General features: G+C 37.1%; 23 protein-coding genes. 5 read left to right on the top strand and 18 right to left on the bottom strand.

The window, feature by feature from the left end:
* Positions 1-13: 13 nt before the first annotated feature.
* The 6 genes from IGI67_RS20345 to IGI67_RS20320 all read right to left on the bottom strand — a co-directional run bounded on the left by IGI67_RS20345 (position 14) and on the right by IGI67_RS20320 (position 4708).
* The gene (locus tag IGI67_RS20345) at positions 14-367 is read right to left on the bottom strand and encodes a PTS glucitol/sorbitol transporter subunit IIA (protein WP_207107356.1); all 354 of its coding nucleotides are present in this window, start codon (positions 365-367) and stop codon (positions 14-16) included.
* A 26-nt stretch (positions 368-393) separates the two neighbouring features.
* Positions 394-1404, bottom strand: a complete 1011-nt coding sequence (gene srlE / locus IGI67_RS20340) for a PTS glucitol/sorbitol transporter subunit IIB (RefSeq protein ID WP_429959057.1) — start codon at positions 1402-1404, stop codon at positions 394-396.
* Positions 1405-1446: 42 nt separating this feature from the next.
* Entirely contained in the window at positions 1447-1980 is a 534-nt protein-coding gene (gene srlA, locus IGI67_RS20335; protein WP_207107358.1) for a PTS glucitol/sorbitol transporter subunit IIC, read from the bottom strand.
* Between the two features lie 14 nt (positions 1981-1994).
* A complete protein-coding gene (locus IGI67_RS20330; RefSeq protein WP_207107359.1) occupies positions 1995-2384 on the bottom strand; it encodes a transcriptional regulator GutM in 390 nt (129 codons plus the stop codon).
* Positions 2385-2457: 73 nt separating this feature from the next.
* Positions 2458-3702, bottom strand: coding sequence for an NAD(P)H-dependent oxidoreductase (locus tag IGI67_RS20325; RefSeq protein ID WP_207107360.1), 1245 nt, complete (start codon positions 3700-3702; stop codon positions 2458-2460).
* Positions 3703-4033: 331 nt separating this feature from the next.
* On the bottom strand, positions 4034-4708 hold the full coding sequence (locus tag IGI67_RS20320) for a hypothetical protein (protein ID WP_429959056.1): 675 nt from the start codon (positions 4706-4708) through the stop codon (positions 4034-4036).
* A gap of 505 nt (positions 4709-5213) precedes the next feature.
* On the opposite strand from IGI67_RS20320, the gene ndk reads away from it, so the two are divergent.
* Positions 5214-5612 (top strand): nucleoside-diphosphate kinase, encoded by a 399-nt coding sequence (ndk, locus tag IGI67_RS20315; RefSeq protein WP_429959818.1) that lies wholly within the window; start codon positions 5214-5216, stop codon positions 5610-5612.
* Between the two features lie 145 nt (positions 5613-5757).
* Here the strand turns inward: ndk and IGI67_RS20310 are convergent, their stop codons facing one another.
* The 4 genes from IGI67_RS20310 to IGI67_RS20295 all read right to left on the bottom strand — a co-directional run bounded on the left by IGI67_RS20310 (position 5758) and on the right by IGI67_RS20295 (position 8091).
* Entirely contained in the window at positions 5758-6300 is a 543-nt protein-coding gene (locus IGI67_RS20310; protein ID WP_429959055.1) for a PTS glucitol/sorbitol transporter subunit IIC, read from the bottom strand.
* Between the two features lie 33 nt (positions 6301-6333).
* Positions 6334-6669 (bottom strand): Lin0368 family putative glycerol transporter subunit, encoded by a 336-nt coding sequence (locus tag IGI67_RS20305; RefSeq protein ID WP_429959054.1) that lies wholly within the window; start codon positions 6667-6669, stop codon positions 6334-6336.
* Positions 6670-6671: 2 nt separating this feature from the next.
* Positions 6672-7103 (bottom strand): Lin0368 family putative glycerol transporter subunit, encoded by a 432-nt coding sequence (locus IGI67_RS20300; protein ID WP_429959053.1) that lies wholly within the window; start codon positions 7101-7103, stop codon positions 6672-6674.
* A 73-nt stretch (positions 7104-7176) separates the two neighbouring features.
* On the bottom strand, positions 7177-8091 hold the full coding sequence (locus IGI67_RS20295) for an alpha/beta fold hydrolase (RefSeq protein ID WP_429959052.1): 915 nt from the start codon (positions 8089-8091) through the stop codon (positions 7177-7179).
* 236 nt (positions 8092-8327) lie between these two features.
* Here IGI67_RS20295 and IGI67_RS20290 point away from each other — a divergent pair, with 236 nt between their 5' ends.
* Positions 8328-9332 carry a LacI family DNA-binding transcriptional regulator gene (locus IGI67_RS20290; RefSeq protein WP_429959051.1) on the top strand — a complete coding sequence of 335 codons (1005 nt, stop codon included), beginning with the start codon at positions 8328-8330 and terminating at the stop codon, positions 9330-9332.
* Between the two features lie 359 nt (positions 9333-9691).
* Here the strand turns inward: IGI67_RS20290 and IGI67_RS20285 are convergent, their stop codons facing one another.
* The 4 genes from IGI67_RS20285 to IGI67_RS20270 are packed head-to-tail and all read right to left on the bottom strand — an operon-like array spanning position 9692 to position 14121.
* Entirely contained in the window at positions 9692-10663 is a 972-nt protein-coding gene (locus IGI67_RS20285) for an aldo/keto reductase (RefSeq protein WP_429959817.1), read from the bottom strand.
* 28 nt (positions 10664-10691) lie between these two features.
* The gene (locus tag IGI67_RS20280) at positions 10692-11642 is read right to left on the bottom strand and encodes a carbohydrate kinase family protein (RefSeq protein ID WP_429959050.1); all 951 of its coding nucleotides are present in this window, start codon (positions 11640-11642) and stop codon (positions 10692-10694) included.
* Between the two features lie 11 nt (positions 11643-11653).
* Positions 11654-12703, bottom strand: a complete 1050-nt coding sequence (locus IGI67_RS20275) for an NAD(P)-dependent alcohol dehydrogenase (RefSeq protein WP_429959049.1) — start codon at positions 12701-12703, stop codon at positions 11654-11656.
* A complete protein-coding gene (locus IGI67_RS20270; RefSeq protein WP_429959048.1) occupies positions 12700-14121 on the bottom strand; it encodes an MFS transporter in 1422 nt (473 codons plus the stop codon). The genes IGI67_RS20275 and IGI67_RS20270 overlap by 4 nt, the downstream gene beginning before the upstream one ends.
* A gap of 403 nt (positions 14122-14524) precedes the next feature.
* Here IGI67_RS20270 and IGI67_RS20265 point away from each other — a divergent pair, with 403 nt between their 5' ends.
* Together IGI67_RS20265 and IGI67_RS20260 are read left to right on the top strand one after the other, a co-directional pair.
* The gene (locus tag IGI67_RS20265) at positions 14525-15208 is read left to right on the top strand and encodes a transposase (RefSeq protein ID WP_429956748.1); all 684 of its coding nucleotides are present in this window, start codon (positions 14525-14527) and stop codon (positions 15206-15208) included.
* A gap of 17 nt (positions 15209-15225) precedes the next feature.
* Positions 15226-16107, top strand: a complete 882-nt coding sequence (locus IGI67_RS20260; RefSeq protein ID WP_429956747.1) for an IS3 family transposase — start codon at positions 15226-15228, stop codon at positions 16105-16107.
* A 212-nt stretch (positions 16108-16319) separates the two neighbouring features.
* Here IGI67_RS20260 and IGI67_RS20255 read toward each other — a convergent pair whose 3' ends face one another.
* The 4 genes from IGI67_RS20255 to IGI67_RS20240 form a co-directional block, all read right to left on the bottom strand.
* Positions 16320-17078 carry a DeoR/GlpR family DNA-binding transcription regulator gene (locus IGI67_RS20255; protein WP_429959047.1) on the bottom strand — a complete coding sequence of 253 codons (759 nt, stop codon included), beginning with the start codon at positions 17076-17078 and terminating at the stop codon, positions 16320-16322.
* A 144-nt stretch (positions 17079-17222) separates the two neighbouring features.
* The gene (locus IGI67_RS20250; protein ID WP_429959046.1) at positions 17223-18062 is read right to left on the bottom strand and encodes a class II fructose-bisphosphate aldolase; all 840 of its coding nucleotides are present in this window, start codon (positions 18060-18062) and stop codon (positions 17223-17225) included.
* A gap of 22 nt (positions 18063-18084) precedes the next feature.
* Positions 18085-19167 (bottom strand): zinc-binding dehydrogenase, encoded by a 1083-nt coding sequence (locus IGI67_RS20245; protein WP_429959045.1) that lies wholly within the window; start codon positions 19165-19167, stop codon positions 18085-18087.
* A gap of 47 nt (positions 19168-19214) precedes the next feature.
* Positions 19215-20603, bottom strand: coding sequence for an MFS transporter (locus IGI67_RS20240; RefSeq protein ID WP_429959044.1), 1389 nt, complete (start codon positions 20601-20603; stop codon positions 19215-19217).
* A gap of 609 nt (positions 20604-21212) precedes the next feature.
* On the opposite strand from IGI67_RS20240, the gene IGI67_RS20235 reads away from it, so the two are divergent.
* The gene (locus tag IGI67_RS20235) at positions 21213-21602 is read left to right on the top strand and encodes a hypothetical protein (protein WP_429959043.1); all 390 of its coding nucleotides are present in this window, start codon (positions 21213-21215) and stop codon (positions 21600-21602) included.
* The last annotated feature ends 6 nt before the right edge of the window (positions 21603-21608 follow it).

The following is a 21608-nucleotide window of genomic DNA, read 5'->3' as shown; positions in this document are numbered from 1 at the left end:
GGGAGTTTTTTCGCTAAATAAATTCTATTTCATCCCCAACTTCAAAAGCTGGAAATTCTCCCGGACTTACAATGATTGCCCCAGGCAAGATTTCTCCTATCTCATTACGGAAGTAGATAGAAATGTGACCCAACTCATCAAAGTTTGAGTTCGCCTGAGAACCAACTTCTTCTATATTATACACTTTATTTCCCATTTTTAGCTTGCCGCCTACCGAAATTGAGTTATTCGGTTGTTCTTGTACCTCGTGAATAACTGAAATGTCTCTTAATTCCGGTGTTGCTTGTGGTCCAAATAAAATGACCAAGCGTTCCTCTTCAAAAGCTGGCACCATACTGCCGATTTCTACTATTTTCGTTTTTACCATCTGTTCTTCTCCTTGTATTTAACTTTTTAGTACATACCGAAACTTGCAAAATAGGCAAGAATTACTGCGGTAAATCCAGTAAGCACTCGACTATACAGAATTGCCGGCACTCCGACCTGAACAGTCTCTGGTTTCGCTTCCCCAAGAGAAAGTCCCACTGGAATAAAGTCACAACCAACATGTGCATTAATAGCAAAAAGAGCTGGCAACGCGTATTGGACAGGGATAGAACCATTTGCAATTTGAGTACCAATCAATACACCGATTACTTGGGAAATAACCGCACCCGGTCCCAAGATTGGAGATAAAATTGGAATACTGCAGATCAATGATAGCACAATCATCCCTGGAAGCGAACCCGCTAACGGTGACAAAACCTTAGCAATCAGATCCCCTATTCCCGTATAGTTGATAATCCCGATCATCATACTGATAAATGCCATAAAAGGGATAATATTTTTCAACAGCATATCCACTGCATCACGGCCTGATTGGTAGAATACACCCATTACGCCACCAATCCCTCGAGAAAACTTAACTAGGAAACTATCTTTCTTCGCATTTTCTTGCGCGTGAGCTTCTTTTGCTTTCGCATACTTCTCTTCAAATTTTTCCTCAGGTTCTTCAACAGCTGCCGCCTCTGGCTCTGTTGCTTGAACAGCATTGGTATTGTCAGCAAGCTTCACATTCGCCGGCTTTACTCCTGAAACAAAAATGTCTTCTGTGATATGTTTTGCCAATGGTCCCGATGGAGATGAAGGCAAGATATCCACTGTTGGAATCCGCTTCATTGGATAAACCCCAATTCGAGCTGTACCGCCGCAATCAATGACAGCACAAATCATCTCATCTTCAGGAACCTGATTCTTGAAGCCATCCCAAGCCTCTGCCCCGGTTAAATCTGCTATTTGTTGTGCAACAGGATGGATTCCTCCGCCCGTTACAGATACTACTTTATTCCGTTTTTCAGTAGGAACTAGCGTCAATCCTACTCCCCAACCGCCAGTTCCAGGCTCTACAAAAACTGATTTATACATTTATTTGCCTCCTATGTTTTAAAATTATCATCCGGTTTCTGTTTATGCTTTCGCATTCTTAGATTCCTTAGCAATCAAGAATTTTGTCAATTTTTCTGTTACGATTCCCCGCATCAAAATCACCACGACACCTACTAGGAAGTAACGAACGGCCAAGCTTGATTGACTATATCCTGCTTTCATCACACCATTTGCGATCCCTAGGTAAACAAACAGCTCTCCGGCATTCGCATAAGGGAATAGTCCCGTTACAGGATGTAAGAAGGACACTACTGAATCATAAAAGGCCGGCTTCTCTTCTTCTTTAACAAATTTCCCAAAAGTATAAGCCATAGGATTTGTAAGCATCATAACGGACAATATCGGCATAACGGAATAACGTAAAATCATATATTTCGAACAATAGCGGATAGCTTTATCGACGCGTTCTTCTCCGATAAATGCAATAACTGAATACGTAAAGGTCAATAGAACAATCAGCAGTGGAACAATTCCTGTCATAAAACTTGTAAACTGTTCGCCACCTGCTTCAAACAATCCAATGAAATTTTTACCAAACCACTCGATATACTTCATATTATTAACTCCTCCTAGAGATCAGTAATCGCTTCCATTTTCCTTAAATAGACCTTGTCTAAAACACTTTCTATCTGATTGGAGCGATTCTGATTTGTTTTTCTTTGATGAATCTCTGTCAATGTTAGACCGTGATAGCGTTCTTCTTTTTTAAAACGAGCAAATATTGTAAGGCCCCTGCATGCATAGCAGCTGATTATTTTCCCATCTTCATCCACCACGACGGCTACAATCGCCTTAAACAAAGAACCCTTTGATACATCGGTATATAGCTCATAAGTTGAACAATGATCAAAGTCATCAGTCATTTTCCGAATAAATTTCTGGTAATATTTTACTTGCATAATACTCGCTAAGCTTTGAGTCACCATCAAGAAGCAAAGAGCGATCAGCAGAATCTGCATACAGTGTCCTCTTTTCTATATAAGTTGCAGATAGAGTGTTGGCTCTATCTGCGACCATTTTTCTTCTTTCGTTTTAAGCAAATGTTTCATCTTGCAGCTTGCGTAATTTGTAAACAGTGGTTGATTCGTCTAGCTCAACATCATCCATCGTCAAGAAGGCGCCATCCTTGATGTCCTTCTTAGCAACTGCTCCCGCGATTAAGCCAATTGGAATATTGGCATTTTTCTTCATGTCTTCATGTGTTTCTAGTACACCGCGTACACAGAATCCACCGATTCCATCAATTTTTTCGCCTGCTTTGATATCTTTCTTAGCAACACATACCGTTTCTGAAACTGGCGCTCCCATTGGAACAATAGCTGTATCCTGTTCTAAAACAGCACGAGCAATCGTGATTGGTGTTTCTAATGAGCACAAATGGAATGGGCGATACAAGATATGGTGATCGCGATCACCCTTCTTCATCAAGTAGTTCATTTCATGCGCAACACCTTCATTTTGTCCTTTAACGATACAGAAGATTCCTGGTGCAATACCGTCAACGTATTCAACGACACCAAACTTGCTTAATACGCCGCCGTTTTCTTTTAGATCCAAGTTTTTAACAGTGCCATCTAAATCTGCTGAAATACCATGCATTCCGACTACATCTGGAACAAATCCCATAGCATTAGATAATAAGTTCATTTCTCCCATAGTCTTCGTACCATCCTGGAATGAAGCTAGAATTTTTGGACTCATCACTTGTGCTTTCGCTTTTTCAGCAGCAGTATCTGGATTAGCGTGAACCATTAACTTATTATTCTTTCCTTTACCAGCAACCAGCACTTCCATCCCCATGCTTTTAGCAAATTCATACATTTGCATCGTTGCTGCAGGCTCGTCACCGTCTGAACCTGTGTAAATTAAGTCGGTTGCATCATACATTTTTTTCATTAGTGGGCCAATGGTGATGTCAATTTCAACATTTAGTAAAACTAAGTGCTTTTTAGCCATCAGTGATTCTAATGAAATCTGCGCTCCAGCTTCTGGAACACCTGTCGCATCAACAATAATTTCGACCTTGTCAGAATGAATGATGTCTTTAAAGTTTTGACTGATTAGAATATCAACCTTTGTGTCTGCGCTTGCATTGTACGCATCCGCCGCACGATTCGCCGCATCTAAATTGATGTCGCTGATTCCTGCTACGATCATTCCCGGAATTGTTGAAATTTGAGAAATCATTCCGAATCCCATTTGCCCTGCACCAATAACTCCAACTTTAATAGGAGCACCATTTTTTTCTCTCTCTAACAGCTTGCCATATAACGTCATTTTGAACCCTCCATCGTTTATTGTCATATGCCAATAGCGTTGGCATATGTTTAACAATTCCCAGTATAGCACCTAAAAAGTGTTTGTCAACGCTTACTTGCAACTTTTTTTCACTTATCTGGAATATGTTACGCAATTAGAACATATGTTACGATCCGTATAATTTGATTATCAAAAAATATAAAATAACATTTGGTAACTTTTTTACCAAATGTTCCAAAATGCTAGCCTCACTTTTTTATAACTTATGAAATTCTGCTTCAAACAAAAAAAGACTACGGAAAAGTCCGTAGCCGTTGTTTACACAGTAAAAAATATTTAGGCCAAGCTATTACCTGATAAAGTCCAGCACATTTTTGTAATCATTCATTGCATTCAGCATTTCTGCTCGTTTCTCGGTAGTTGTTCTGTAGCCATTGATCTCCCCAAAACCATCCATGCCGATTAACAAGGTATTCAAAACCAGATTACTAGAAATATTTTGCTTTGTACCGTAAATAATTGCTATGTCAGGATACTCCGACTTGAATTTTTTTAGGAACGTATTCTGCTTAGCAGTCAACTGAGTATCTGACAGCAGCTCAGCAGTATCTTCGCCAAACTTCCATTTGATGATATCTAAATACTTCAATACATTTTCAGGGATTTCAAATGGCTTTGCGGTCCTCACTAAAACAGAGTAATCTAGCTCCTTGACGATCTCTAAAATATTTTTAATATTAAAAATACTTTCTAAATCATCAAAGATAATAATCTCCGCACCTTCTGCCTTCAATCGTTCCAAGTTATCAGGCTTCGCGTTTTCAAAATCGATTGCTAGTTTCACTCGATTTACTGCTTTTTTTACTTTTGATACATCCTCACTGGATACCGTAAATATAGCATCCATCCCTAATTGAGAAACCTTTTTATCCACCAGCACAGCATTCTTGACCGCTTCTTCATCTTTCCAAAGCACTTGAGAATTCACACAATAAAATGGTACTTGAATTTTCCTTTTCTTCATCCATCCATCTTCCTTTCTTTTCCAACACAACCGTGAAAAAAATCACAAACATCGCGAAAAAAAATCCTTCCTCGGTGAATCATTTGGTCCATACTATAAATATAGTTCCGTATTATTCCATAAAAATTAAACGAAGTCAACTATTTTGTGATTTGTTGAACAATTTATTTTTCCATATTTTCTATTGATCTATTTTCTAAAAGTTATTTTTAATAAGCTATCCACTGTCTAAAATAATTTCTTTATGCAAATAATCCCTTTAAATACGGAATATACTGTAACCTATCGAGAATATGTTTTATCATTCTGGATTTTTCGTTGTTTTCTATCCTATCTATACCTAAACTTATTTAGTGTTCTCGACGTTTTTTCCTAAAATATAGTTTACATTTTCACAATAAAAGAGTATATTATGACTATAAAAGTAAATCGTACTTTTAAACCGTTTTTGTTGATGATTTCTCTGGCGCTTTTTGATTTAGAAACTTACGAAGAGGTGAACGTTTTGGAACAAACACTGGTAATAATTAAACCGGATGGGTTAAAGAGAAAACTCATAGGACGAATTATCCAACGATTTGAAGAGCGGGATTTAACAATAAAGAAAATGGATCAAAGAATCCTAGATAACTCCTTAGTTAAGGAGCACTACGACCATTTAAAGAATGAACCATTCTTTAATGACATCCTCTCATATATGACTTCCGGTCCAGTAATCGTCATTGTATTGGAACAAGAAAATGTCATTCAGATAGTAAGAAGAATGATTGGGACAACCAATGCTCTAGAAGCTTCACCCGGTACGATTCGAGGCGATTTTGCAATAAATGCTAGTGAAAATATCGTTCATGCCTCTGATTCCGCAGAATCTGCAGCGATAGAGATTAAGCGATTTTTTAATTAACCTCTTTTTATAAAGCAAAGCGAAATAAATATTCAGAGTACCTTATTACTATTGTTATAGCGTTATTACCAAATTACATGTACAGGTTTTGTTGGACGTTGATTCAAATCAATATCCAACAAAACTAATCAATATTTTTTTATCTTCAAACCTTTTGAATAGACTTCTTTCTAAATACTTTTAAATGCTGCCATTGATAGAAAAAGTAAGTAAAAATACCTCTAAAACAGGCAATGAATATACCACAAATGAAATAACGAATAGCAATCGAACTAAAGTTATTACCAGACTGAATAACACCGTATGTAATACTCCAAAATACAAATATTTCAGCAGGATTTGATGAAGGTACTAATGCCGTAACCGGATGGATAAACGAAACTAAAGCATCATAAAATGCAGTTTTCTCCTTTTCCTTTAGATACTTACTCGATGAATAAGCCAATGGATTTCTCAAAAAAAGGGCTGATAAAACTGGTAATAGTGAAATATTTAGAATTGGTAACTTAGCAATTTTTTTTATTAGCCATTTAATCTGCTTATTTCCAATCATTATTGTGATGGAATCTGTGAAAACTAACATGATGAGTAAAAGTGGTACAAGAGCACTGAACATACTTATGAATATTCTTGCTGCTTCCTCAAATATTCCAATAAAGTTACTACCTATCCATTCAACAAATCCCATAGATAAACCTCCTTCTAAAACTATACAAATTATCTACATCAAAGATAGTATGAAGCCGCCTACGATTCCTGCGAGAATTGCTGAAGCTAAGTTCTTCATTGACTCTCTTTTTTTGAAACCTAAAGTCGCTGTGGCTACCCATACACCAACTCCTGCTGCCAATCCCATATCTACCCATACACCAGTTTGTATTATTAAGTGTTTATTCAAGCCATGATTAAATAGCCACATGGTTCCTGTAATAAAGGCCGCTGCGATCCATCCTCCTATTGGACCAAAATTATCTACTAAGCGCCCCCAACCAATTCTACAAAGAAACGGAAACATGAAAGCCCCTGTTAATGTGGTTAATACCTGAGAAATTGTCATATCTATGCATCCTCCTCAATTTTTAGCTGCTTCATTTCATACTCCGTCATACCCGGTTCAGGAATGATCGGACGTTCTTCTTTTATTTTTGCCATATCTTTTTCTACTAAAGCAGATGCAAAACCACCTAGTGCTCCCCCTAGTGCCGTCAGTAGAATTGTTGGTAAACCTTCAAAAAAAGCGGAACTTCCTAGCAACAACGTATCTCTAAATATACAGCAAACGCCTACAGCAATTCCCAAATCCACAAAAACAGCAGATGGTTTATTATCAACAAGATTTAAATAATGGCAAACAAACCACATTGGTGCCACTAAAATGATCGCTGCTAAAAAACCTCCAAAGGGACCAATCAAATCAGCCAACTGACCAAAATTAGCTGAAATAACTGTACAGGCTATAAAGAATCCGATGAATGATCGAAATATTTTCATTTAGTTTTCCTCCTCAAATTTTTTAATAAATCTCAAAGGAAGTTCTCGCCTACTTCCTTTGAGACAAATCCATTTAAGAGTTTCCAGATATAAAATCAATTAATGCATCAGCCAAACGTTCAGGAGCTTCTAAAGCTAGACTATGCCCACATTTTTCAAATACTTCGGATTTTACAACATTCTCAGCTACTTCACGCATTTGTTCAGCCACCATAGGTCCAAAAAATTCAGGAGCTCCAATTGACATTACCGGCATTTTCAATTTAGTCTTACTGAGCTCATCATTAATTTGTCCATTTTTGAATGTAGCGCGGTAGGTTTCTAAAACACCTCGTAAGCCCCCAGGTGCTTTGATATGAGAAATCCATTCATCAATACAGGTTTCATCAATTGCATTAGGATTCCAGGTTTCTTTCTTCATCCAATCAGCCCAAAACTCTCTTTCCCGTCCAGTTATTAGCATTTCAGGTACGTGAGCTATCCAGAAAAACGGAATGTGCCATTGCCAAACTCCCTGTTGATCATACTGCAACCGAATATTTTCAGGCTTGAAATATGACATTTCTTCTAATAAACCTCCAGAAAGTAGCATTTCACAAAAAGACAAAGTTTTTACTCTTTCAGGATTCCTAGCTGCTAACGCATAGGCAAATTCAGCTCCTCGATCTTCACCATGAAGGTGAAATTGATCATAGCCCAATTGAGTCATCAATGTTTCCATATCTTTTGCATTTGTTTCAGAATCATAACCTTCTTCGGCAGTGGGCTTGTCTGTATCTCCAAATCCACGTAAATCCGGAGCTATTACAGTGAAATTTTCAGTTAACAGTGGAAACATTTTATACCAATAATAGTGCGTTTTTGGTGTTCCATGTAGTAGTAATAAAGGTTCCCCCTCTCCTGCAATCACATAGTGCATGCGTAATCCATTTACACGTGCTCTCATGTGCTGTACTGGTTTTCCTTGATGATCAAATATTTCTGGCATAATATCTCTCTCCTTCTATTTTTTTATTGTGCTAAAAAACACAATTTGAAAACTATAAAATTAATGGTACTTAGCTGGACAATAAAAGAATGCGTTTTCATGAACAAATACATAATATCACTGAACGTTCAGTTTGTAAACACTAAATATTTAGTGATTATCCATAAATTTGTTTTTTAGAGAACTAATATATATAATGATATCGTGTAGAAACACTGATAGGTGGGATATTACGTATGAAAAAAATTTCAAATAAAGATTTAGCAAAACGATTAAATATTTCTCCGGCGGCTCTCTCTTTAGTAATTAACAATAAAGCAGGAGTTTCAGATGTCACGCGTAGCCGAGTAAAAAAAACTTTAAGTGAGATGGGGTATGAGCATTTAATAAAAAAGGAAATTGTCGAAACAAAAAATATATGCTTTGCTATTTTTAAAAATCATGGAAAAATTATTAACCACCATTCCTTTTTCTTGCTAATGATGGAGACGATCGAGAAACAAGCTGCGAAATATGGTTATAATATCTTTTTGATAACTATTGATGCAAATGAAAATTTGGAAGAACAGTTTAAGAGAATAAATTCAACAGACGCTAAAGGTGTAATAATTTTTGGAACTGAAATTGAAAATAAACATGTTCCTTATTTTGAGCATTTAAAACTACCGTTTGTTGTCCTAGACAATGATTTATCGCAATATGAAGTGGTCACGGTCTCCATTAATAACGCTATGGGGACTTTTCAATCAATTGAGCATTTAATCAATATGAATCACACTGATATCGGCTATCTTCAAAGTTTTTATTTAATTAATAGCTTTGTGGAAAGAAAGAATGGCTATGAAGATGCTATGAAATACTTTGGAATTGAACTTACAAAAGAAAAAATTATCTCTCTTCCTTACACAGAGGAAGGTAGTTACCAAGCTATGAAGAAGTGGTTGACAACTGACATTTACATTCCTAAAGCATTTGTAACTGATGATGATACAATTGCTATTGGTGCAATGAAAGCCCTTCAAGAATTTGGATATAGAATACCAGAAGATATAGCTATTGTTGGCTACAACAATAGACCTAATAGCGAGATAACTACGCCTTCTCTCACAACAGTTGATGTTAATCGACAATTATTAGGAACATCTGCCGTTGATACCTTAATTGATCTCATCAGTTACAATAAACAACCAAACTTCAAAATTCGTATTAATACGAGGTTAATCAAACGAGATTCGGTATAAAAAGAATCAATCTATAGCGATAGAGATTAAACGATTTTCCCTAAACAAATTCATGATTTTGAACTAAATCAATACAGTCACCTCTGTTATTCTCGCTTCTTTAAAGGCTCAACTATTTTTTTCTAAAATATCAAAACAAGCTCCTAGCGATCAGTCGGTCTGACCACTAAGAGCTTGTTCAAATATTCATAGTCGATTTACAGAACAAATCAACTATTATTTTTAAAAATCAAAAATAAAAAGCTCTTAGCAATCATTTTAATTGATCACTGAGAGCTATTTTGTTCAATATACTTTACTACACACTTCATTAAATATGTTGATAAGGTTCTATATTACTAGAAATATCCGTACGATTCTTAAGAAATCGCTTCTGCTAGTTCACGCATATATGCTATATCTTCTTTTGAAAGATCAATATCCAAAGCTTTGCTATTTTCATCTAGCTCTTCTGGAGTTGTTGAGCCACTTAGAACATTGATATTGTCACCTTGAGCTAGAATCCACGCAATTGCTAAGTTAGCCACACTGCAATCATATTTTTCACATAGCGGCTTCCATTGGTCAATCATATCAACAACTTTAGCAAGATTTTCAGGTTCAAACCATTTCTTTCCAAAACGTGCTGTTCCCTCTGGTGCAATGTAATCTTTATCTATAGTTCCCGTCAAAATTCCCATTTCTAATGGAGAGTACGCTTGAATCGTAACACCATGTTCTTTACATAGCGGCAATAATTCTTCTTCAACTTGTCGATCTAAAATACTATATTTTGCTTGAATAATATCTAATTGCCCTTGCTTTAAGTATTCTTTTACATGGTCAACATCTACATTGGCAGCGCCTATTCCTCGAATCTTTCCTTCTGCCTTCAATTCATTCAATACATCCATCGTTTCTGAGATAGGTGTAAAGTAAGGCTCAACCGACTGCCAGTGACTCATATAAATGTCAATATAATCTGTTTGTAATCGCTCAAGACTTGACTCTATCTCTAATCGGATAGAATCTTTAGATAGATTTTTATAAAGTGAGGTTTCACCTACTTTATTGAAAAATGCACCTTCTCGTTCCCAAGTGATACCAAATTTTGTGATCACAACATAGTCTTTTCGCTTCTTGTTAATCGCCTTCCCAACAATTTTTTCACTATTTCCAAAGTTATAGCCTGGAGCAGTATCTAAAAAGTTAATATCCAGATCCAACGCATGCTGAATAGTGGCAATAGAAGTAGCTTCGTTATCTTTATTTTCAAATGCAGGACCTCCGCCAATCGCCCATGTTCCTAATCCAATACGTGACACCTGCAAGTCTGTCTTACCGATCTTCATTGTTTTCAAAAGTCTTTCTCCACCTTTATTATTTGTAGTTGTTGATCATTTCTTCAACTTGTCGACGACTTTTCACGCCTGTCGTCGCGCCAAGAGATTCGATCGAAACGGCTGCTGTTGCATTTCCAAAATAAGCACATTCCTCAAAGCCTTTTCCATTCAATAATTCAGAAATAAATCCTGAGACAAAATTATCTCCAGCCCCGATCGTATCAATCTTAACTGAGGAATCTTTCTTAAAAGCCGGCACAATTTTCTCTACGTCAGCATTTTTAATGAAACACCCTTGTTTACCAATCTTTATCAATACATTCTTCACACCAAGTGCCAAAAATATATCAGCAATTTCCTTCAAATCCTCTTTACCTGTTAAATCTGCAGCTTCTTCATAATTTGGGAAAAAATAGTCAACATAGGACAGCGCTTCTTTTATATCCTCTAACGTTTCGCCTAAACGACTCTTCACCATATCAGCACAAATCAGCATATTCTCTTCCTTAGCTTTTTGAAAGATACTGACTAAAGCATCGTTGTTTAGCAATGGGTTATTAAAAATACTTGCTAAAGATAAAATTTTAGCATCCTTTATTTCTTTCAGACTGATCGAATCAAGTCCCATTTTCCATAAGCTACCATTTCTATTAGTGATAAAAGTCCGTTCGCCATCTTCACGGACCATCCCAATATTCAACGAGGTTGTCATTTTCTCATCAACCTTCAGGTTATCTGTGAGAATGCCATTTTTTTCAGCAAACTCCCGAATAAACATCCCCGCTCCATCTGAACCCACAACACTCATTAAGGATACTTTATGTCCTAAACGGGTAATGATAGTCGCTTCATTGATTGCATCGCCGCCAATTTTCATTGAAATATCATCCAACGGGTAGGACACATGCTCGAAAATGAATTCACCTACTGGGTAGAGCGGGATATCAACTATAGCTGCTCCGATACAAATCACATCTACTTTTTTCATTTCATCATCCTCTAATCCAGTTTCGCTACTCGAATTACACCTTTGATCAAGTCACTTTTATTATTTACAGAAAATTCGAAGGCTTCTTGAGTATTTTCATAGTCGAAGTACTTATCTGCCATTGAAAGCACATCAAAATCTCCTTTGGAAATCATGCTAATCGTTTTTGGGTAATCATTTGCGTAACGAAAAACTGTCTGTATTGACACCTCTCGATTAATTTTGAGGAAATCAATTGGCGTATCTCCAGGAATCGTTCCTACGATCATAACTTTTCCGCGTCGCTTCACTAATTGCAATGCCATTTTAGCTGTTGGAATTGCTCCAGCTGTTTCGAAAACAACATCTGCACCGTATTTGCCAACAATTTCTTTGACCTTCTCAATCAACTGCTCATCACGACCATCAAAAATGGCAGTCGCTCCTAGTTCTTTAGCCTTGTCTAGACGATTTTGCAAGACATCGATAACTACAATTTCAGAAGCTCCCATCAATTTAGCTGATTGAACAGTCATTAGACCAATACACCCAGATCCTAGAATCACTACTTTCTTTCCTAAAAGTTCACCAGCCATTTCTGTGGCATGAATACCAACTGCTGCTGGTTCTACTAATGCCCCTTCAACGATTGTCATATTATCTGGCAAGTGATAGGTCATATCCGCTGGATGAGCTAAGTAATTGGTTAATGCTCCTTTATAATTAGGCTGTGTCGCCATAAAGTCAACATCTGGGCAAACGTTGTAATGTCCTTCCATACAGAATTCACATTTATAGCAAGGAACTCCTGGTTCAATACATACACGATCCCCAATTTTAAAATTGGTTACTCCATTTCCTACTTTTTCAACAACACCTGCAACTTCGTGTCCCAACCCTATTGTTTGGTTAGGATCTTTCGGCGGGATATATGGTCCATGCTGAAAACCATGGACATCAGAACCACAAATTCCAACATCACCGACTTTTATTAAAACTTCATGTTCTTTCGGTTCTGGTATGGCTGTATCTTTGATGACCATCTTTCCAGGTTTTTCTAAAATTGCTACGGTGTTCTTCATAAATGATTCTCCTTTGATTTAATTATTTCGGCCATTGCCAGTTGCTGCTTTTTTACGCTTTTCACAGTGATACTTTCAATTTCTTCAATCGATTTTTTTCTCGTTTCAATACCGAATCTTGCAAGAATTAATGCACATAGACCTAAAGCAAGTCCTAAAGCAATAAATACTGCTTGAACACCATAATTTGTTAACAGCCAAGCAATCGCATAAGGAACACATATTGCAACGATTCGGCCAATAGAATTAGAAATACCAGAACCTCGCATCTTCACTTTTGTCGGCCAAACCTCTGGTGCATACACCGCTGATGAAAAACTATTAAAAATGTATAAAACAAAAACTAAAATCGTACCAATAATAATGATTCGATTTTCATCTGTCTGTATTGAGTATACATAGCCTAGGATTGAGATCAGTGTAATTAAAGTGACTCCAAACCATTTTCTTGGAAATTTATCGATGATCAAGGTGGATACAAACACTCCTAAAGGTGCTCCCGCCATTATCAATGTAGTCATCAATAACGATTTAGAAATATTGATACCGCTATTTACAAAAATCGTTGGAATCCAAACAGTAATCGTATATAAAGAAATGTTCATGGCTATCAGAACAGTTGAGGCAACGATTGTTCTAATGCCAAGAGTTCCTTTAAAAAAAGCTTTAAATGAAACTTCTCGCTGCTTAATTTCTGATGACTCCTCTAAGGTTTCTTCAAACTGCAATGAAATATTTTTTTCCTTTTCGATTCTGCTAATTGCTTTATTTAAAATCTCTTCTCCCTGTTCTTTTCGATTATTTTCAACACACCAACGTGGTGACTCATCCAAATAAACGCTTACAAGTAATAAGATAAGTAATGAGGCTGATCCACCAATAATAAAAACCCAGCGCCAGCCAAAATTCGGAATTACTAAATAACTGACTAAAGCTGCAATCAATGGGGAGCAGTTACCGATGAAAGACAGTCGTGCTGACCATTTCCCTCTAACTTTAGCTGGAAAAAATTCAGTAAATGACGCATAGCCTATAACTATCCCGGATCCCATCCCTATTCCCATCGCTCCTCGACAAAATATCAAAAACCACATATTAAAAGATGCTGCTGCTAATAAAGAAAATATTGCAAAACAAAGAATACTCAACTGATAAGCTTTTTTCCTGCCGATCTTGTCTCCCAATGTTCCACCAATTAATGAGCCCAAGAAAAAGCCAGCCATCATAGCTGATGAAAACATTGCATTAAAGTAATTATTTGACCAACCACGATCAACTAAGTCTGCCAATATCGAACTGCCTGATGAGTTCAGAAAACCATTGATTTGTAAACCGAAGCCAATTAACAGAAAGATTTGCCAATGCCATTTAGATATCGGCAAGTTATCCAATCTTTCTCCTACTTTTTTGCCATTCATAGAGAACCTCCAATTTTTTGTTTGCGCTTTCAATATCTTTTCTATATCTTACTTCAAACAAAACAAAAAGTCAACATTTCAAATATTTTTTCTTTGTTTCAAAGAAAAAATCATTTGTATTATTTTATTTTCATCAAAAAAAGCATTCTAACGACGTTACTCTATCGTTAGAATGCTTTAAATCAACTAAAGAAATATTCTTGTCTTAGTTCACATTTTATATCTAAAAAATCAACAATTATCGTTCTATTACATTGTTCCACGGAATCTCTGTCACATAATTCTGACCTTTTAATATCAAACCAAATTTGATTCTTTTCGATTTTTTTGCATTGTCCTAAAATGATATGCTACCCCTAACTAGGACAAAGAAACAATTAAATCTTAGTTAGGGGTTTTTAGTATGGGAAAAAGAAAGATGTCAGGGACTCCAGTAGAACGAGTGGCTATTGTTGAACAGTGTTTAAATGGAGAGATTAGTAGAAGCCAAGCTGCTCAGAAAGCTCAAGTAAGCATTAGAACGATTCGCAGGTGGTGTATTCTCTATGAAAATGAAGGACCAACTGGATTGCTCGCTACCAAGAAAAATAAGCATTATTCTAAAGATCTAAAATTGACAGCTGTTCGGGATTACTTAGATGGTAACAGAGGCCTTGATCAAGTTGCTCAAAAATATGGTTTAAGAAGTGAAAGGCAACTTCGAGACTGGATTAGGATATATAATACTCATGGAGACTTCAAATCAGAAAGTGGTGGAAGTAAAGTGAGACAAACAAAAAAATTCAGTCTAGATGAACGAATCGAAATGGTCCTCTATTGTATTGCCAATGAGTATGATTATAGCGGGACAGCTGTTAAGTACCAAGTGAACTATGCCAATTTATACCAATGGGTCAAACGATATGAAGAAAAAGGCAAAGCTGGTTTAGAAGATCGGCGAGGGCGACGCAAAGCCAAGCAAGTTAGCCGAACGCCTGAAGAAGAAGCGCAGATCAAAATCGCCCAACTGGAAGAACAAGTAAAGGACCAACAGATGGAGATTGATTTATTAAAAAAAGTCAGGGAATTAGAAAGGAGGGATCACTAGGACAAGTCCGAAAAATCGTGTCTTACGAAGCAATCAAAGAGCTTCACGAGGAAAAAGGCTATGCCATTCTCCCAATGTGTAAACTTTTACAGGTTACCCGTTCTGCTTATCTTCGTTGGATCAAACATCCGTATAGCGAACGAACAGTGGAAAATATGGAATTAGCCAAAGTAATCCGAACGATTCATGACGACCATCCAGAAAAAGGCTATCGCAGTATAAATAATACACTGAATCGAGAACATGATATCCATGTAAATGACAAACGCGTCTTGCGGATCTGCCGACACGAAGGCATTCAGTCAACGATTAAACATTCAGCCAACAGTATCACGAAACGTGCGAACCAACCCTATCATGTTGCCGAGAATATCCTAGATCGGAAGTTTACTGCTGAAGCGCCGAATCAAAAATGGCTGACCGATGTCACGGAGTTCAAATATTATGTGGGACCTGAAGTGAAGAAACTTTATCTAAGCGCCATTTTAGATTTGTATGATCGTCGTATCGTCTCTTACGTGATTCGGGATACGAATGACTTGAACCTTGTTTTTGATACCTTCGATCAAGCAGTTGCCCTTGAACCAGACGCTCATCCGCTCTTTCATAGTGATCGCGGCTTTCAATATACCCATGTGAATTTTTACAAGAAAATCGTTAAAGCAGAAATGACGCAAAGCATGTCTCGAGTAGGAAAATGTATTGATAACGGACCAATGGAAGGCTTTTGGGGGATTCTCAAACGCGAACAGTATTACGGCAGAAAATTTATCAGTCGCGACGAATTGATGACAATGATCGATTCTTATATCGACTACTATAACAATGGTCGCTATCAACGAAAACTGCACATCTTAACACCGATGGAATACCACAACCAATACTACGAAGCAGCTTAATGATTGTTTAGACGCTTCTTCAAATAGAAAAAAGCTGCCTTTCGCTAACCGAAAAGCAGCTCATAAACTCTTTAAATATTTCATTGTCCTATTGACGGGGTGCCCACCAAAACCGATCGGTTAAAACCTTTGGGTTGTATTTCATATAGATTACCGATAACCACATTTTTGATAGTATTTCCTCCTATACGGGCAGAAAACAAGAAATCTCTTTAATAGTGTAATTGAATGTTATTCTTCGTAAAAAAGTCGATCCAATCATCACTAGGCTTTTTATCTGTTACTACATGATTGATTTGATCAATATTTGATAAATGAACAAAACCCTTTTTACAGAATTTTTCACTATCTATCAACAACATTACCTCAGAGGCTTGAGCAATCATGATCTTTTTTATACGAGCTTCTACTTCATTGGTGTCGGTTGCTCCAACCTGCTTATCAATTCCCTTGCAACTGATAACAGCCATTTCAACATTGTAATTTTCAATAGCCCGTTCAGTCAGATCCCCTTGCATCGAAAGAGTGCGCTTATTTAATATACCGCCTGTAGACAGAACATTGACTTCAGAGACCATCAACTCTCTCAGTGCCTCCGAAGAGTTCGTCACAATAGTCATGTCTTCTCGATCTTTCAGAAGCTTCAAGGTCTCCATAACTGTTGAGCTAGCGTCCGCAGCAATAGTGTGTACAGATTCAAGAACCTCTCTCACTTTAAAAGCAATGGCTTGTTTTGCTTCGACATTGTGTTCTGCGCGTTTGTAAAAAGGAATGTTTGAAACCGTCTCTTCTGAATTTAATACCGCACCTCCATAGGTTCGCGTCAAAATACCTTCCGCTTCCAATTTATCTAAATCACGCCTAATAGTTTCTTCAGTAACTGAAAATTGTTCACTAAGACTTGCTACTGAAACTTTTTTTTCGTTAATTAGAAGCTGCTTTATTAATGAAATTCTATCTTTTGATGCCACTTTCCCACCTCCGTAAATAAGTCTATCATATCAATATAGTAATATAAAGATTTTTACTTTTGATTTCCAATATTTTTCTGCGTTTCATTTGCTCCATTATTCAAAAAATCTGTAGTTTAGTTTTTTCTAAACTACAGACTCTAATTACTTATTCATTTTACCATCGGTACCAAATAGCATGATTTTCTCTGTTGCGCGTTGCTTCACCGCTTGGCGAACTGCTCTTTCCAACTCCAAGAAGGAATTGTCTTGCTTCTCTCGAACAGCATCCATAGCAGCCAAACATAATTCTGTATGGATATTGATTTTTGAAATCCCCAATGAAATAGCTGTTTTTACATCTTTATCAGGGATACAAGAAGCCCCGTGCAGCACGATTGGAATATCCACTGCGTGACGTACTTTTTCCAAAACATCAAAGGCAATCTTTGGTTCTGAAGAATACTCACCATGTACATTCCCGATCGCAACAGCCAATGAATCACAGCCTGTTCGAAGGACAAATTCCGATGCTTGATCTGGATCAGTATACTGATAAGCTGATAGTGCTTCTTCATAAACTGTTTCATTTCCAACATGGCCAAGTTCTGCCTCTACCGGAACTCCTAATGGATGGAAAAAATCAACAACCTCTTTCGTCAAACGAATATTCTCTTCAAATGGCGAAGCTGATGCATCACGCATAACTGAGTTCATACCATAGTTATAAGCATTTTGAACAATTTCTAAACTGCGTCCATGATCCCAGTGAGTAATTACTGGTACAGAGGCATTTTTCGCCATGGATACCATCATAGGAGCGAATTCTTCAAAAATAGTATTCCCGATAAATCCGGTTCCAAATGAAATAATAATAGGGGCTTTTGTTTCTTCGGCAGCATCTATAACCCCCATCAACATTTCTGCATTCCATACATTAAAGTGTGGAATCGCGAATCCATTTTTCTGAGCAGTTTCTTCCCAATATTTAATATTTGCTAACATATTCTCTCTCCTTCAATAAATACTAGTCTTCGTCATCAAAATCATAAGTAAAAATGACTTTAATCGCTTCTTTTTTGGCCATTAAATCAAACCCTTTTTCCCATTCAGAAAGTCCCAATCTGTGGGTAATCATCGGCTGAACACGAACATCTCCATTTTCTAATAGACGGATAGCATTGCGCCAAGTGGTTGAGTCATAGGCCATATGACCAATAATGCTAATTGCCCAAGTAGTAATGTCATTGATTGGATAATTAAACGGCTGGAAGCCCATTCCTACGCGTACTACCTCTCCATTTGGTCTTAACATGTCGATAGCTTGTTTTAACGCAATATTTGCCCCAGAACATTCTACGACCAACCCTAAGTTTTCTTTTCCACAAATTTCTTGGCACCGAGCCACTACATCCTCTTTCGATCCATTTACTACATGTGTCGCTCCTAACTCCTTCGCAACAGGGAAACGTGTCTTCGTGTCCTCTTCAAGACCAACCATCACAATATTGACTGCGCCCATGATACGAGCAATCTGAACAGAAAATAGACCTAATGGACCTGTCCCCATCACAACGACATCTTGGCCTGGCAATAGACTAGATCGCTGAGCAATTGCTTTATACGCATTACTAATTGGATCTAAAACACAAGCATCCTCGTAGTCAAGATTTTCTGGAATTTCCCAAATTGCATGTTTGTGTATCCGTAAAATTTCCCCTGGAATCAAGCAATATTTAGTAAATCCACCACCCCAGCGATTATTATCCAATCCTAAATTCACTTTTTCCGGGCAGGTTAAAAAGTCTCCTTTTTCACAAGAAGGACACGTTCCACAAACATGACCCGAATTATCAGACACGATTCTTTGGCCTACATGCCAGTCTTTTACCTTTGAACCTACTTTGACAATATCTCCGGCAAATTCGTGTCCTCGAATTGAATTAAATTCGTCCGATCCATTTTCTACACGAAAATGTTTCATATCAGCTCCACAAATTGCTGCAGCACGGATTTTTACTAAAATATCCTCTTCTCCTACTTCAGGAACGGGTACATCAATCATCCGGTATCCGCCAAATTCTTTTCCGTATCTTGCTAAAGCTTTCATTTTCTTACCTCCGATTGTTTATATTTATCACTAAAAATAATGAAAAATTATTTTTCAGTTTCTGGTAAAACATCACCAATATCTTCTACAGAAGCACTTCGCGTTTCAATTCCTAAAACCAGAATAATCACTGCTGTAATCAAAGAGACGGCGCCTAATAAAGTAAACACACCGGTTACTCCAGCATTACTTAATAGATAAGCAACGGCGTAAGGTGCCGCAATCCCACTAACACGACCTACTGCATTAGCTAATCCTGAACCTCGTAATTTAGCAGCTGTTGGCCAGATTTCTGGAACGTAAACAGCAGATGCATAACATACATACATATAGACAAACGTAATCAAAAAGAAACCCAGAATCGAAATCATAGTTATACTTGATTGAAGCGAATAAATGTAGCCTAGGATAGCGATTAGTATCAATAACCCTGAACCCATAATTTTTCTAGGTACTCTATCAATAATAAATGTGGCAATAAAAATCCCAATTGGAGCACCAAACATGCTCATCGTATTCAAGACAACAGAATCTTTTAAATCGATTCCTTGCGTTAAAAAAATTGTCGGCAGCCAATTAATCAATGTATATTGAACCACGTTCATTGCAATCAAAACAAAGGAGCCTAAAATTACACGTTTTAATAGTTCCCCTTTGAACAACTGAGAATAAGAAATTTGTACTTCCTTTTTCTTTGTTTCAGCTTCCTCTATTTCGATTGGAGGCAAAGCCTTACCTGTAGACTTTTCTACTTGCTTTTCAATATTAGTCATAATCTCATTCGCTTCTGCATATCTTCCTTGTGATTCCAACCAACGCGGTGATTCAGGGAATTTTCGAAAAATGATCAGAAGTAAGATTGTCGACAATGCTGCTGGAATTAAAAACTGTACTCTCCAATTCAACTCTGGTGCAATTGCCGGTGTTATAAACATTGCGATCGTTGAACAAATTGGATAAGACCAGTTTCCGATAAAAGAAGCTCTTGCTGACCAAGTCCCTCGATTCCTGGAAGGAACATATTCGGTAAAACCCGCAAATAATGTAACTAATAGGGCCCCCAGAGCAAATCCCATAACCACTCGACAAACGATCAAAAAGGTCATGTTAGGCGAAAATGCCCCTACAACCATCGAAACAACATGGATTGCTACAAACAACATATAGCTATTTCTTCGTCCAATTTTATCTCCGATAATGCCGCCAATAAAAGCTCCAAAGAACATTCCCGCTGTAGTTAGTGAAGAAAATACAGCACTGATATTATTGTTTGTCCACCCAATTTCGGCCAGTTGCGCTAAAACTAACCCGCCAATCGCATTACTCCAACTAACCAACAATCCAAAAGCTACCATTCCAAACAATCTCCACTGAACGCCGCTTGTCGGTAAACGATCCAAACGTGCTCCAGTATTTGGTTTAACGTTGTTCTCCATATTTTCCTCCAATATTGTAGTTTTAAACAAAAAGATATCGACAAAAACGCTTTCAAAAAAATTATATTGGTCTCTACACTTAGAAGTGTACAATGACAAATTACCGATGTCAACATAATATTTTGTTTTCGAAGATTTTTATGTTGTTTTCGAAGAATAAACAAATTGATCTAAATTCGGTAGCAATGCAAACTAATTAAAGAAAGCCTTTAGTTCCCATCATTAAAAATTTGAAAAAGACATACGTGATTCTCAAAAAAAGTCAACTATTATTTTTACTATCAATTATTACTCGTCTGCTTTTTAGCAGGCGTTTTTTCATTTATAAATACTTACACATCAAGCTTTCATCTATCCTTTCAAGAAAAATCAAATCAAAATAATTTGTCAAGCTGCTATTACTGTTTTCAGGGTGTATTTACGGAGGTTTTTCGAGATTCAAAAAATGGAAAACCTATAAAATCAACGTTTCTAGAAACAAAAATACACGGACCCTCCGAAATTGATCCCATTTTAACTATTTTGTGTCATCGAGATTTTTTCAATTTGGTGTATGCTTGCCTCACCGATCGGAACCAAAAATTCAAAGGAACATGGAGGAAAAAATTTATGAACGAACAAGCTTTCACTCATCAACAGTTATTCAGCTTAAAAAAATCTACACTGGAAAAACGGATCGTCTCCTATTACAGAATCTCCGGCGACTCCGATGCCACTGTACAGTATCTGGTCGCTCTAAAAGTCCGAAAAAATCTAGGAGATAGTGAGTTTCACTTGGTTTTAAAGGATTTGGTGCACCATCTATTCACCCAACGCAAGGTCACAAAAATCATGAAGAAATATTTCTTTCACTTTAAGGAGTACTTCGTATCTAAACAATGGAAATACTTAACGATCCGCGTCTTTCCTGTCCGTCAATACGCCGAAAAAGCGATCCACGAAGTCCGCAGCCGCTTTTCTGGTATCCATTTATTTAACAACGAAATACAGGCCGAGTGATCGTAA

Origin of the sequence: Enterococcus sp. AZ196, assembly GCF_050498845.1 — a bacterium.
Lineage (GTDB): Bacteria > Bacillota > Bacilli > Lactobacillales > Enterococcaceae > Enterococcus_A > Enterococcus_A murrayae.
The sequence above is the reverse complement of the archived record's forward strand: the minus strand, read 5'-3'. Positions and strand labels throughout refer to the sequence as shown.

Excerpts from the sequence above, each read along its gene's own strand:
- IGI67_RS20345 (WP_207107356.1), bottom strand. The coding sequence starts at position 367 with ATGGTAAAAACGAAAATAGTAGAAATCGGCAGTATGGTGCCAGCTTTT.
- srlE (WP_429959057.1), bottom strand. The coding sequence starts at position 1,404 with ATGTATAAATCAGTTTTTGTAGAGCCTGGAACTGGCGGTTGGGGAGTA.
- srlA (WP_207107358.1), bottom strand. The coding sequence starts at position 1,980 with ATGAAGTATATCGAGTGGTTTGGTAAAAATTTCATTGGATTGTTTGAA.
- IGI67_RS20330 (WP_207107359.1), bottom strand. The coding sequence starts at position 2,384 with ATGCAGATTCTGCTGATCGCTCTTTGCTTCTTGATGGTGACTCAAAGC.
- IGI67_RS20325 (WP_207107360.1), bottom strand. The coding sequence starts at position 3,702 with ATGACGTTATATGGCAAGCTGTTAGAGAGAGAAAAAAATGGTGCTCCT.
- IGI67_RS20320 (WP_429959056.1), bottom strand. The coding sequence starts at position 4,708 with ATGAAGAAAAGGAAAATTCAAGTACCATTTTATTGTGTGAATTCTCAA.
- IGI67_RS20310 (WP_429959055.1), bottom strand. The coding sequence starts at position 6,300 with ATGGGATTTGTTGAATGGATAGGTAGTAACTTTATTGGAATATTTGAG.
- IGI67_RS20305 (WP_429959054.1), bottom strand. The coding sequence starts at position 6,669 with ATGACAATTTCTCAGGTATTAACCACATTAACAGGGGCTTTCATGTTT.
- IGI67_RS20300 (WP_429959053.1), bottom strand. The coding sequence starts at position 7,103 with ATGAAAATATTTCGATCATTCATCGGATTCTTTATAGCCTGTACAGTT.
- IGI67_RS20295 (WP_429959052.1), bottom strand. The coding sequence starts at position 8,091 with ATGCCAGAAATATTTGATCATCAAGGAAAACCAGTACAGCACATGAGA.
- IGI67_RS20290 (WP_429959051.1), top strand. The coding sequence starts at position 8,328 with ATGAAAAAAATTTCAAATAAAGATTTAGCAAAACGATTAAATATTTCT.
- IGI67_RS20285 (WP_429959817.1), bottom strand. The coding sequence starts at position 10,663 with ATGAAGATCGGTAAGACAGACTTGCAGGTGTCACGTATTGGATTAGGA.
- IGI67_RS20280 (WP_429959050.1), bottom strand. The coding sequence starts at position 11,642 with ATGAAAAAAGTAGATGTGATTTGTATCGGAGCAGCTATAGTTGATATC.
- IGI67_RS20275 (WP_429959049.1), bottom strand. The coding sequence starts at position 12,703 with ATGAAGAACACCGTAGCAATTTTAGAAAAACCTGGAAAGATGGTCATC.
- IGI67_RS20270 (WP_429959048.1), bottom strand. The coding sequence starts at position 14,121 with ATGAATGGCAAAAAAGTAGGAGAAAGATTGGATAACTTGCCGATATCT.
- IGI67_RS20265 (WP_429956748.1), top strand. The coding sequence starts at position 14,525 with ATGGGAAAAAGAAAGATGTCAGGGACTCCAGTAGAACGAGTGGCTATT.
- IGI67_RS20250 (WP_429959046.1), bottom strand. The coding sequence starts at position 18,062 with ATGTTAGCAAATATTAAATATTGGGAAGAAACTGCTCAGAAAAATGGA.
- IGI67_RS20245 (WP_429959045.1), bottom strand. The coding sequence starts at position 19,167 with ATGAAAGCTTTAGCAAGATACGGAAAAGAATTTGGCGGATACCGGATG.
- IGI67_RS20240 (WP_429959044.1), bottom strand. The coding sequence starts at position 20,603 with ATGGAGAACAACGTTAAACCAAATACTGGAGCACGTTTGGATCGTTTA.
- IGI67_RS20235 (WP_429959043.1), top strand. The coding sequence starts at position 21,213 with ATGAACGAACAAGCTTTCACTCATCAACAGTTATTCAGCTTAAAAAAA.